The following is a 12033-nucleotide window of genomic DNA, read 5'->3' as shown; positions in this document are numbered from 1 at the left end:
CTATGGATTTCGAAGTGCAAACAGCTTTTTTTAATGATTATAAAACCCGTTTCAGTCCGGCTACTATCCATAGCTACACAATCACTCTTCAACAACTCTTTACTTTCTGTAATAAGAGTTTTGATGAAGTAAAAGCAACAGATATTAGGTCCTGGTTAGCAGCTATGGAGGATGAGGGCCTTAAGCAAAGAACCATACACACAAAGCTAGCCGGAGTAAAATCTTTTTATCGATATTGTATAGAAGAAAATAAAGTAATTAAGGATCCCACATTAACAATTCAATCTCCTCAAATTGATGACTCACTCCCATATTATTTGAGTAAAAGACAGTTAGTTTTGCTTCAAGAATTGACGAGGGGTAACCTTAGAGACAGAGCAATAGTAGAAACCCTGTACGCAACAGGAGTGAGAATAAGTGAACTCTTACAGATTGCAACTGAAGATGTTAAATGGGAAACGAGGCAAATATGGATTCGTAAGGGGAAAGGAAATAAGGAGCGCTTTGTTCTTTTTACACACGAATGTACAGAGAGAATCAAACTTTACCATTTAAATCGGGGTATTAAGAGCGAATTTTTATTTTCCAATAGTAGGGGAGGGAAATTGAGTAGGCAATTTGTACAACAGCGATTCAGAGAATTTTCTACAACGCTGGGTTTCAAAGTAAGTCCTCATACTTTACGACATACTTTTGCAGCACATCTTGCTGAAAAAAATATGCCACAACTCTACATCCAAGAGTTACTTGGTCACGTAAATATTAACAGTACACGTATGTACACACGTTTAATGGAAACAGCAAGGAAAAAACAATATGACAGGTTCCAGACTTAATAAGGAGAAGATGTTCATGGATAAATACTGGGAATTAACTAAAACGCTTACAATAAGAGTAAACCAGGAGACAGTTAATGATTTCTTGCTAAGTTTAAAACTGTCTCACTGTAGTAGAGGTACTGTTATTCAATATCGCCGTTTCTTAGAGCGTTTCTTTGGAGATATGAACGAACCATTTTTTTCTATCTCATCAGAAACCATCTTGCACTGGTTTAGAGATCATCAAATTCACGTGAAAGAAACTACTCTTCAGTTGCGATTTAGCATATTATCCTCCTTTTTTACTTTTTGCTTAAAAGAAGAACTTTTGAAACGTTCCCCCATGAAGAGTAGATGGTATCCAAGATTACCACAACCCGTACCCAAATATTTAGAGAAGGAAGAAATAGCTAAAACACGTCAACAGAGTGAATCCATTTCTATAAGAAACCAAGCATTAATTGAGTTTATGCTTACCTCAGGGTGTAGGGTAAGCGAAGTTCATGGACTAAATTTGAAGGACATCGATTTACCTAATAGAACAGCGAAAGTGATGGGGAAGGGTAAGAAGATTCGTTACGTCCATTTCACTGATAAGTGTGCAGTCCTCTTTGAAGAATATTTATTAATAAGGGAAAAAGAGGCAACAACTTCTGCTTTTTTTGTTTCAAGTACAACTACTAAACGTTTGAGTATTCGGATGATTCAACAACTTCTAAATAATGTAGGAGAGATGGCAAACCTACCTACAAAACTGCATCCTCACCGATTACGTCATACTTTTGCAACAGAACTTTTAGCTAAGGGGGCAGATCTTTCTTTTATTAGTGACGAATTGGGACATTCTAATTTAAGTACCACTCAAATTTACGCCAGACTACCAAAGAGAGAGATCATCAGTCTTTATAGGAAATATATGGGTTGAAGGAGGTTTCATAATGATTAGCTCTGAGGAATGTATTCAAAATTTTATTTTAGAATACAGTTTTCGTTTAAATGAAAAAACGATAGATCTTTACCAAAAAGCTGTTAGACAACTTTTTAATCACTGCGAGAAGGTATTTAATGAAGTATCAACGAAAGAAATAAGGAACTGGATAAACTATCTAGATGATAACGATTATAAACCAGCCACAATAAATTCAAAATTGTTCGGAATTAAACTTTTCTACAAATATTGTGCAGAAGAAGGGTTGATTTCAAGCAACCCAGCAGTAGCAATATCTTTACTAGAATTAGAAGACTCACTCCCCCATTATTTACAAGTAGAGCAATTAATGCAATTGAGAAAAATGGTTGAAGGAAATACAAAAGAACGAGCGATTATTGAAGTTCTGTATTCAACTGGGATTCGATTAGGAGAGTTAATAAGCTTGAGGAAAGAAAATATCAATTGGTCGGAGCGATTGATAAATATAGAGAATGGCAAACGGAAAAAGGGGAGAATTGTATTATTTACAAATATGTGTGCCGAGCATTTAAAGATATATCTTCACCAACGTAAAGATGATCTTCCTTACGTATTTACAAACGCAACTAGCAGTGGCCCAGTTGTAAAACGAAGTATCCAATCAAAATTTGAAACTTATGAAAAAAATTTAGGGATTCGACTTACACCACATACCTTACGTCATACGTTTGCTGCACACTTAGCACAAAAAGGTATGCCAATAGAATGTATTCAGGTCCTCTTAGGCCATATCAGCCCTTATCAGACTCAAATATATGCAAGGCTATATAGCCATGCTCGAAAAATGATGTACGATGAGTGGATGTAAAGAAAACTAAAAATTTGATCCTTCAGTTTTCTTTTTTTGTTAAGTATCCAAAGTGAGTGAAGTAATTTACACATCAATAAGATTAAAATAAACTAGTTCAAGGCTCTCAAATTCACCACTATATTTTGAATAAAAATACGATAATTGTACATATTTGAATGGGGATAGGGTAAAGTATGATTAGAGTAAAAGTGGATGAAAATAATTTAAGAAGCCATGAATAGTACATTATCCGGAGAATAGAAGGTTTGCGTGAAATAGTAATTAACGCAATTAACTAAATAAATGAAGAACGCCAAGGATCCTTGATAGGGAGGGAACCTTGGCGTTTTTCATTCTACCACACCTTACCCAGAAAATTCCCATTAACGAACCACCAATTTTATTGTAGAATAGATAAATGGGAGGTTAGTAATCATGAATTTGAAAGCAGGGCTTTTTCAAAATCAACAACTCAAACTTCAAATGACTCAACAGCTTTCTCAAGCCATCACGATCCTCCAATATTCTACGATGGAACTGAATGCTTATTTAGAAGCTAAGCAATTAGAGAATCCCCTTATACAAGTAGAACCGCCTAAACAAGACTCCCTCTATCAACGAGAACCTTATACGTATAAACGAAATTCCGGAAATCCCGATCATATGGTTGATTGGTATGAATATGTTTCCGTGCCAACGAGATCCCTTGCGGATGCGTTATCTGTTCAAATGAATTTGAAATCGCTTACTTCTTTCGATCGGAAAATACTTGATGAATTAATATGCAGCTTGGATGACAACGGTTATTTAAGAATGGAGGAGCAATCCTTCATTCAAAAACATGGTTTGGAATGGGCTCAACTGGAAAACTATATTAAGTGGATTCAGGAGTTGGAACCGGCTGGGGTAGGGGCGAGATCCCTGCAGGAATGCATTTCCCTTCAGTTGCAGAGAAAAGCCGATGTCCCCCCTCTGGTGACGAAGATCGTAAACAATCATTTTCATGCTTTTGCCGAAAAGAAGTGGAAGTCGATCACCAAGGATCTTGGGGTTGAACTGAAAGACATCCAGCAGGCTGCTGATTTCATCCAGCAGTGCAACCCGAGGCCAGGATCGAAATACTCACAGCATATTGCTGAATACATTATTCCTGAGCTTGTGGTGAACGTGATCGACGGGCATACCGTGGCCGTATCGTTATATGATGGAACTACCGTGAACGTCACTTATAATGAAGAGTACACTGATTACTTGAAACATCATCCTGATAAGGAAGTCCAAACCTATCTTCAAGAGAAGGAGCAGGATTTCCAGTGGCTCCTGCAAAGTTTACGACAGAGAAAACAGACGATCCTGAAAGTGGGGAAGATGCTTGCTGAGAAGCAGAAGTCGTTCTTTCTGGAAGGGCCATCTGCAATCCAGCCTCTGACCCTGAAGCAGGTGGCGGATGAAATCGATGTTCATGAATCGACGATCAGCCGCGCCGTGAAAGGGAAATATATGCAAACCCCTTATGGGATCTTCGAGTTGAAGTATTTTTTTACCTCGGCGATCAAATCGGTCAGACTTGAGGACTCGGAAGCGGCATCTGCCAGGACTGTGAAAAACGAGCTTCAAAAGCTGATAGACGAAGAAGACAAGAAAAAGCCTCTCTCAGACCAGAAGATTGTGAATCTACTATTAGATAAAGGGTATGATGTTTCCAGAAGGACCATTGCCAAGTACCGGGATCAAATGGGAATCACTTCTTCTACGATGAGGAAGAGGTATGAATAGAGGATTTTTGCATGGAGACTGTACCTGGTACAAAATGGTTAGTTTGTACCAGGTACACCGAAGCTATTTTATACCTGGTACAAGGATAACAAACCAACCTTACGCTACCTACAACTAAACAAAGCGAGGCAACAATATGAAGCAAGTGATTTTTTATACACGAAACCAATGCGGACTGTGCGAAGACGCAAAAATCACTCTGAAACTGATTCAGGATGAGATGGGCTTTTCCATTAAAGAAGAGGATATTGATAAAAGCGATGACCTCACCGAACGTTTTGGACTCATGATCCCGGTCGTGGAACTGGACGGGGAAATCCTTCAGTATGGGCAGATTGATTATTTTACGCTCAGCAAGCGTTTACATGAAAAAACCCGATAGTTTCTAGTTGAATTACGATTCATACCCTGATAAAATGAATCTTGAAAGCAGGGATGAATTTTTTTTGGAGGCAGTGGGACATAATATGTCTATGTGGGACTTTTTAGGTCCATCTCATCTGTGCACTCCATTTGAAGGAGCTTTTAACTATGGAATCTTTAATTGACATACAAAAGCGATTATTACCTGACCTGCTTGAAGTTATGCAAAAAAGGCATCAAATTCTTCGTTCCATCCGTTTCATGCAGCCTGTCGGACGCAGAAGTCTTGCTCAGAATATGGGCCTGACCGAACGCGTACTGAGAAGCGAAGTGGAGTTCCTGAATAATCAAGATCTCATTGATATCAAAACCTCTGGCATGATCATGACGGAGGAAGGCACCAAGCTTTTAGAAAACCTTGAAAGCATGATGAGAGAGATTTCAGGAATCAACGTAATGGAACAGGAATTAAAAACGTTACTAAATCTTAATCAAATTGTAATTGTTCCTGGGAATAGTGATGAGTCTCCTTGGGTAAAAGAAGAATTAGGGCGTGCATCAGCTTCCAGTATGAAACGCCGACTTAAGGGAAATACTATCATCGCTGTGACTGGAGGCTCGACGATGGCAGCCGTGGCAGAAGGGCTGACGCCTGATTTTTCAGACGATACCCTGTTTGTTCCTGCTCGGGGTGGAATCGGAGAAGACGTTAAAAACCAGGCCAATACCATATGTTCCAAAATGGCCGAGCATACGAGAACGCGACATCGTGTTTTATATGTACCGGATCAGGTTAGTAAAGAAGTATACAAATCCTTCTTGAAAGAGCCGATGATCAAAGAGGTCCTGAATCTGATCAAATCGGCTAACATGGTTCTTCACGGTATTGGAGATGCTATTACAATGGCTGAAAGACGAAAGACCACGGACGAAGATTTTGAGAAAATCACCAGGGGGCATGCCGTCGGGGAAGCATTTGGTTATTATTTTAACGAAGCGGGTGAAGTGGTACATAAGGTGCCAACGATCGGCCTGCAATTAGAAGATTTAAGTCACATCGAGAACGTCATCGCCGTCGCTGGCGGCAGCTCGAAGGCGAAAGCGATTCGGGCGTATATGAAGAGTGCTCCTCATAAAACCGTGCTCATCACGGATGAAGGAGCAGCGAGAGAGCTTTTAAAAGGGTAAGCCCTTTTGAAATATAAAAAAATCATCCTTAACTATCTAAAGGAGGAAATTATTCATGGCAACAAAAATTGGTATTAACGGATTTGGACGTATCGGACGTAATGTATTCCGTGCTGCACTTAAAAATAACGATGTAGAGGTAGTAGCAGTTAATGACTTAACTGATGCAAACATGCTTGCTCACCTTTTACAATATGATACAGTTCACGGAACTCTTCAAGAGAAAGTAACTGTTGACGGTGACTACCTTGTAGTTGGCGGCAAGAAAGTAAAAGTATTGGCTGAGCGCGATCCTGCTCAACTTGGTTGGGGAGATCTTGGTGTAAATATCGTTGTTGAATCTACTGGACGCTTCACAAAGCGTGCTGACGCAGCGAAACACATCGAAGCTGGTGCGAAGAAAGTCATCATCTCTGCTCCTGCATCTGATGAAGACATCACAGTGGTTATGGGTGTTAATGAAGATAAATACGACGCGGCTAGCCACGACGTTATCTCTAACGCATCTTGTACGACAAACTGCTTAGCGCCATTCGCGAAAGTTCTTAACGATAAATTCGGCATCAAGCGTGGAATGATGACAACGATCCACTCTTACACAAACGACCAACAAATCTTAGACTTACCACATAAAGATTACCGTCGTGCACGTGCAGCTGCTGAGAACATGATTCCAACAACTACAGGTGCTGCGAAAGCTGTATCCCTAGTTCTGCCTGAGCTTAAAGGGAAACTGAACGGTGGAGCGGTTCGTGTTCCGACTCCTAACGTTTCTCTAGTAGACTTAGTTGCTGAACTTGATAAGAACGTAACGGCTGAAGATGTGAACGCAGCTCTTAAAGAAGCTGCTGAAGGCGATCTTAAAGGAATCCTTGCTTACAGCGAAGAGCCTTTAGTATCAACTGACTATAACGGCAGCCCTGCTTCTTCTACAATCGATGCACTTTCTACAATGGTTCTAGAAGACAACATGGTGAAAGTCATCTCTTGGTATGACAACGAGAGCGGATACTCTAACCGTGTCGTAGACTTAGCTGGTTATATCGCTTCAAAAGGACTATAATTTATAAAGTTTTGTAAATTGACATCATTAGCATGGTGATTGATGGATAAATTTTGTCCCACCATCTATAATGAAGATGTGATGAAGGGGAGCGGGGAAGATTCCCCTCTCCCTTTTCTTATTGTTGTTTCTATTTTTTTGAAAAAGATGTAGAAATTGAAAACCAAAGGAGGCCTTTTACGATGAACAAAAAGTCGATTAAAGATGTCGATGTACGAGGGAAACGCGTATTTTGCCGTGTGGACTTCAATGTACCGATGTCAGAAGGCAAAATCACAGATGAAACCCGTATTCAAGCTGCTCTCCCTACGATCAAGTATCTAGTAGACGGCGGAGCAAAGGTCATTCTGGCTAGTCACTTAGGCCGTCCGAAAGGTGAAGTGGTGGAAGAACTGCGCTTGACACCTGTGGCTGAAAGACTTTCCGAACTTCTCGGGAAAAACGTAGCTAAAGCAGACGAAGCGTATGGTGATGCTGTTCAATCAAAGATCGGCGACATGTCTGAAGGTGACGTTCTTGTACTTGAAAACGTTCGCTTCTACCCTGGGGAAACGAAGAATGACCCTGAGCTTGCGAAAGAATTTGCAGCGTTAGCTGACCTTTATGTGAACGATGCATTCGGTGCTGCTCACCGTGCGCATGCATCCACTGAAGGAGTCGCGAAACATCTTCCGGCAGTAGCAGGACTTCTGATGGAGAAAGAGCTTGACGTATTAGGAAAAGCCCTATCCAACCCTGAACGCCCATTCACAGCCATCGTCGGTGGAGCGAAAGTGAAAGACAAAATCGGTGTCATCGACAACCTGTTAGATAAAGTGGACAACCTGATCATCGGTGGAGGGCTTGCTTACACATTCGTGAAAGCCCAAGGCCATGAAGTAGGGAAATCCCTTCTTGAAGAAGATAAAATTGATTTAGCGAAGCAATTCATGAAAAAAGCAGAAGAAAAAGGCGTTAAATTCCTTATGCCTGTTGATGTAGTCGTTGCTGATGACTTCTCAAATGATGCAAATACGAAAGAAGTGGATATCGATTCGATCCCTTCTGATTGGGAAGCACTTGATATCGGACCTAAGACGAGAGCGTTATTCCAGGATACGATTAAAGATTCTAAGCTTGTCATCTGGAATGGACCGATGGGTGTATTCGAATTAGAAACATTTGCAAACGGAACGAAAGCCGTAGCGGAGGCGTTAGCCGATGCAACAGATACATATTCTGTTATCGGTGGCGGTGACTCTGCAGCAGCCGTTGAAAAGTTTGGCTATGCTGATAAGATGAGTCATATTTCTACAGGTGGTGGAGCATCACTCGAATTCATGGAAGGAAAAGAACTTCCGGGAGTAGTGGCTCTAAACGATAAATAATCGCTTCTCAAAGACCAACAATTTTTTAGAAACGATTTAAAACCAGAAAGGATGAGGACTATGCGTAAACCGATTATTGCAGGTAACTGGAAAATGAACAAAACGCTTGGAGAAGCTAAATCCTTTACTGAAGAAGTAAAAGGACTCGTGCCGGATCAAGAAGTGGTCGATTCTGTCATTTGTTCACCAGCCTTATTTTTAGAAAGCCTGGTGAGCTTGACGAAAGATTCAAAAGTGGCTGTTGGTGCTCAAAACATGCACTTTGAAGAGAACGGAGCATTCACAGGAGAAGTGAGTCCTGTAGCCCTTTCTGACTTAGGCGTCCAATATGTCATCCTTGGACACTCAGAGCGTCGTGAAATGTTCAATGAAACAGACGAGTCAGTGAACAAGAAGACTCTTGCTGCATTCAAACACGGATTAACGCCGATCGTTTGTGTAGGTGAAACCCTTGAACAACGTGAAAACAATGAAACGAAGGATCTTGTCGGAAATCAAGTGAAAAAAGCACTTGCAGGTCTTTCTGAAGATCAAGTGAAACAAACCGTCATTGCTTATGAGCCAATCTGGGCAATCGGTACAGGTAAATCTTCTACAGCGGAAGACGCGAACGAAGTATGTTCCCACATCCGTCAAGTGGTTGCAGGGGAATTCTCTGAAACAGCGGCAGACGCCGTGCGAATCCAATACGGTGGTAGTGTGAAGCCTGCCAACATCAAGGAATACATGGCTCAATCTGATATCGATGGTGCCCTTGTAGGTGGAGCAAGCCTTGAACCACAAAGCTTCCTGCAATTGTTAGAAGGTGCTAGTAACAATGAGTAAGTCACCAGTAGCATTAATCATCCTGGACGGCTTTGCCTTCCGTGATGTGAAAGAAGGAAATGCGGTCGCTCAGGCAAACAAGCCGAACTTTGACCGCCTGTGGAATCAATATCCACATAATCAACTGACTGCATGTGGCGAAGCGGTGGGACTCCCTGAAGGTCAAATGGGGAACTCAGAAGTGGGTCACTTGAATATCGGTGCAGGACGTATCGTGTACCAAAGCTTGACGCGTGTGAACCTGGCCATCCGTGAAGGGGAATTCGAACAGAATGCCACGTTCCTGGATGCCATCAATCACGCAAAAGAAAAAGGAACAAATCTTCATATCTTCGGACTGCTTTCGGATGGCGGAGTGCACAGCCATATCGAGCATCTTTATGCCCTCTTAGGTTTAGCGGCCAAAGAAGGAATGAAAGATGTTTATGTCCATGCCTTCCTTGACGGTCGAGACGTCGGCCCTCAAACGGCGAAGAAGTATATTGAAGACGCGGAAGCAAAAATGAAGGAAATCGGCGTCGGACAATTCGCAACGATTTCAGGTCGTTACTATTCAATGGACCGCGATAATCGTTGGGAACGAGTGGAGAAATCCTACCGTGCAATGGTATATGGTGAAGGCCCAAGCTATCAGGATCCAATCGAACTTGTAAACGATTCGTATGAAAATGGAATCCATGATGAGTTCGTGATTCCATCTGTCATTACAAAAGAAAACGGAGAGCCGGTCGCGACGATCAAAGACGAAGATGCAGTCATTTTCTACAACTTCCGTCCGGACCGTGCCATCCAAATCTCGAATACATTTGCGAATGCAGATTTCCGTTCATTCGATCGCGGGGACAAGTTCCCTAAAGATCTTCACTTTGTCTGCCTGACAAGATTCAGTGAAACGGTTGACGGCTTTGTTGCATTCAAACCGACAAACCTTGATAACACCCTTGGCGAAGTCCTTTCACAAAACGGACTGAAGCAATTGCGTATCGCTGAAACAGAGAAATACCCTCATGTCACGTTCTTTATGAGCGGTGGTCGTGAAGAGGAATTCCCTGGTGAAAAACGGATCCTGATTGATTCTCCTAAAGTGGCAACGTATGACTTGAAGCCTGAAATGAGTGCATATGAAGTGACGGATGCATTACTTGAAGAGATTCGTGAAGACCGTCAGGATGCGATTATCCTGAACTTTGCCAACCCTGATATGGTAGGTCACTCAGGTAAGCTTGAGCCAACGATCAAAGCAATTGAAACAGTGGATGAATGTCTAGGGAAGATCATCGATCTCATCACGGAAAAAGGCGGTACAGCCATCATCACGGCAGACCATGGGAATGCTGATGAAGTGGTGACGGAAGAAGGCAAACCAATGACGGCCCACACCACGAACCCGGTTCCTGTCATCGTGACAAAAGAAGGAATTGAGCTTCATGACGGTGGGAAACTCGGCGACCTTGCACCGACCATGTTAGATCTATTGAATGTAAATCAACCAGACGAAATGACTGGAAAATCATTAATTAAAAAATAAGGAGAGATTCTAAATGCCATTTATTACAGACGTATATGCTCGTGAAGTATTGGATTCACGCGGTAACCCAACAATCGAAGTAGAAGTTTACACACAATCAGGTGCTTTCGGACGCGCCCTTGTTCCATCTGGAGCATCAACTGGTGAATACGAAGCAGTAGAACTTCGTGACGGAGAAAAAGACCGCTACCTTGGTAAAGGGGTACAAAAAGCAGTCGATAACGTAAACAATGAAATCGCTGAAGAAATCATCGGTTACGATGTTACTGAACAAGTAGCAATCGACCAGGCGATGATCGCTCTTGACGGTACAGAAAACAAAGGTAAGTTAGGTGCCAACGCAATCCTTGGTGTGTCCATGGCTGTTGCTCGTGCAGCTGCTGACTTCTTCGGAGTGGAATTATACCAATACCTTGGTGGATTCAACGCGAAGCAGCTTCCAGTACCAATGATGAACATTGTTAATGGTGGAGAGCACGCTGATAACAACGTGGACATCCAGGAATTCATGGTTATGCCTGTAGGAGCTCCTACATTCAAAGAAGGACTTCGCATGGGTGCTGAAATCTTCCACAGCCTGAAATCAGTTCTTAAATCAAAAGGTTACAACACTGCAGTTGGTGACGAAGGTGGATTCGCTCCAAACCTTAAATCAAATGAAGAAGCACTTTCTACCATCATCGAAGCCATCGAAAAAGCTGGTTACAAGCCAGGAGAAGAAGTTCTTCTTGCAATGGACGTAGCAGCTTCTGAAATCTACAACAAAGAAGACGGTAAATACCATCTTTCTGGAGAAGGCGTCGTTCGTACGTCAGCAGAAATGGTTGATTGGTACGAAGAAATGTGTAACAAATACCCGATCATCTCAATCGAAGACGGTCTTGACGAAAACGACTGGGATGGTTTCAAACTACTGACTGACCGCATCGGTAACAAAGTTCAATTAGTAGGGGATGACCTATTCGTTACAAACACGACTAAGCTTTCTCAAGGTATCGAGCAAGGTATCGGTAACTCGATTCTGATCAAAGTGAACCAAATCGGTACACTGACTGAAACATTCGACGCGATCGAAATGGCGAAGCGCGCTGGTTACACAGCAGTCATCTCTCACCGTTCTGGTGAAACAGAAGACAGCACTATCGCTGACATCGCTGTTGCAACAAACGCTGGTCAAATCAAGACAGGTGCTCCATCACGTACAGACCGCGTAGCAAAATACAACCAACTTCTTCGCATCGAAGATCAATTGGCTCACACAGCTCAATATCTTGGAGCGAAAACATTCTATAACGTTAATCGCTAATAGCGATTGAAGAGAGGCAGCCCCGTCTAAGGACGGGGC

At 42.1% G+C, this 12033-nt stretch carries 11 protein-coding genes; all 11 read left to right on the top strand.

The window, feature by feature from the left end; genetic code table 11:
• Positions 1-2 precede the first annotated feature (2 nt).
• The 11 genes from NQ095_RS05090 (at position 3) to eno (ending at position 11994) form a co-directional block, all read left to right on the top strand.
• The gene (locus NQ095_RS05090) at positions 3-836 is read left to right on the top strand and encodes a tyrosine-type recombinase/integrase (RefSeq protein WP_258262393.1); all 834 of its coding nucleotides are present in this window, start codon (positions 3-5) and stop codon (positions 834-836) included.
• Between the two features lie 16 nt (positions 837-852).
• A complete protein-coding gene (locus NQ095_RS05085) occupies positions 853-1743 on the top strand; it encodes a tyrosine-type recombinase/integrase (RefSeq protein WP_258262392.1) in 891 nt (296 codons plus the stop codon).
• A gap of 13 nt (positions 1744-1756) precedes the next feature.
• On the top strand, positions 1757-2596 hold the full coding sequence (locus tag NQ095_RS05080) for a tyrosine-type recombinase/integrase (RefSeq protein ID WP_258262391.1): 840 nt from the start codon (positions 1757-1759) through the stop codon (positions 2594-2596).
• Between the two features lie 417 nt (positions 2597-3013).
• Positions 3014-4354: an RNA polymerase factor sigma-54 gene (gene rpoN / locus NQ095_RS05075; protein WP_258262390.1), complete on the top strand. Its 1341-nt coding sequence runs from the start codon at positions 3014-3016 to the stop codon at positions 4352-4354.
• 136 nt (positions 4355-4490) lie between these two features.
• A complete protein-coding gene (locus NQ095_RS05070; protein ID WP_258262389.1) occupies positions 4491-4736 on the top strand; it encodes a glutaredoxin family protein in 246 nt (81 codons plus the stop codon).
• A gap of 149 nt (positions 4737-4885) precedes the next feature.
• Positions 4886-5905 (top strand): sugar-binding transcriptional regulator, encoded by a 1020-nt coding sequence (locus NQ095_RS05065; RefSeq protein ID WP_258262388.1) that lies wholly within the window; start codon positions 4886-4888, stop codon positions 5903-5905.
• 55 nt (positions 5906-5960) lie between these two features.
• A complete protein-coding gene (gap, locus tag NQ095_RS05060) occupies positions 5961-6968 on the top strand; it encodes a type I glyceraldehyde-3-phosphate dehydrogenase (RefSeq protein ID WP_258262387.1) in 1008 nt (335 codons plus the stop codon).
• A gap of 182 nt (positions 6969-7150) precedes the next feature.
• A complete protein-coding gene (locus NQ095_RS05055; RefSeq protein ID WP_258262386.1) occupies positions 7151-8335 on the top strand; it encodes a phosphoglycerate kinase in 1185 nt (394 codons plus the stop codon).
• Positions 8336-8395: 60 nt separating this feature from the next.
• Positions 8396-9160, top strand: a complete 765-nt coding sequence (gene tpiA, locus NQ095_RS05050; protein WP_258262385.1) for a triose-phosphate isomerase — start codon at positions 8396-8398, stop codon at positions 9158-9160.
• Positions 9153-10688 carry a 2,3-bisphosphoglycerate-independent phosphoglycerate mutase gene (gene gpmI, locus NQ095_RS05045; RefSeq protein WP_258262384.1) on the top strand — a complete coding sequence of 512 codons (1536 nt, stop codon included), beginning with the start codon at positions 9153-9155 and terminating at the stop codon, positions 10686-10688. The genes tpiA and gpmI overlap by 8 nt, the downstream gene beginning before the upstream one ends.
• A 13-nt stretch (positions 10689-10701) precedes the next feature.
• A complete protein-coding gene (eno, locus tag NQ095_RS05040; RefSeq protein WP_034764211.1) occupies positions 10702-11994 on the top strand; it encodes a phosphopyruvate hydratase in 1293 nt (430 codons plus the stop codon).
• Positions 11995-12033 lie beyond the last annotated feature (39 nt).

The organism is Rossellomorea sp. SC111 (assembly GCF_024733565.1).
Lineage (GTDB): Bacteria > Bacillota > Bacilli > Bacillales > Bacillaceae_B > Rossellomorea.
The sequence above is the reverse complement of the archived record's forward strand: the minus strand, read 5'-3'. Positions and strand labels throughout refer to the sequence as shown.

What these genes read in the sequence shown, in the direction of transcription:
- tpiA (WP_258262385.1), top strand. Translation starts at nt 8,396, where the DNA reads ATGCGTAAACCGATTATTGCAGGTAACTGGAAAATGAACAAAACGCTT.
- gap (WP_258262387.1), top strand. Translation starts at nt 5,961, where the DNA reads ATGGCAACAAAAATTGGTATTAACGGATTTGGACGTATCGGACGTAAT.
- NQ095_RS05070 (WP_258262389.1), top strand. Translation starts at nt 4,491, where the DNA reads ATGAAGCAAGTGATTTTTTATACACGAAACCAATGCGGACTGTGCGAA.
- NQ095_RS05080 (WP_258262391.1), top strand. Translation starts at nt 1,757, where the DNA reads ATGATTAGCTCTGAGGAATGTATTCAAAATTTTATTTTAGAATACAGT.
- NQ095_RS05055 (WP_258262386.1), top strand. Translation starts at nt 7,151, where the DNA reads ATGAACAAAAAGTCGATTAAAGATGTCGATGTACGAGGGAAACGCGTA.
- NQ095_RS05090 (WP_258262393.1), top strand. Translation starts at nt 3, where the DNA reads ATGGATTTCGAAGTGCAAACAGCTTTTTTTAATGATTATAAAACCCGT.
- gpmI (WP_258262384.1), top strand. Translation starts at nt 9,153, where the DNA reads ATGAGTAAGTCACCAGTAGCATTAATCATCCTGGACGGCTTTGCCTTC.
- eno (WP_034764211.1), top strand. Translation starts at nt 10,702, where the DNA reads ATGCCATTTATTACAGACGTATATGCTCGTGAAGTATTGGATTCACGC.
- NQ095_RS05085 (WP_258262392.1), top strand. Translation starts at nt 853, where the DNA reads ATGGATAAATACTGGGAATTAACTAAAACGCTTACAATAAGAGTAAAC.
- NQ095_RS05065 (WP_258262388.1), top strand. Translation starts at nt 4,886, where the DNA reads ATGGAATCTTTAATTGACATACAAAAGCGATTATTACCTGACCTGCTT.
- rpoN (WP_258262390.1), top strand. Translation starts at nt 3,014, where the DNA reads ATGAATTTGAAAGCAGGGCTTTTTCAAAATCAACAACTCAAACTTCAA.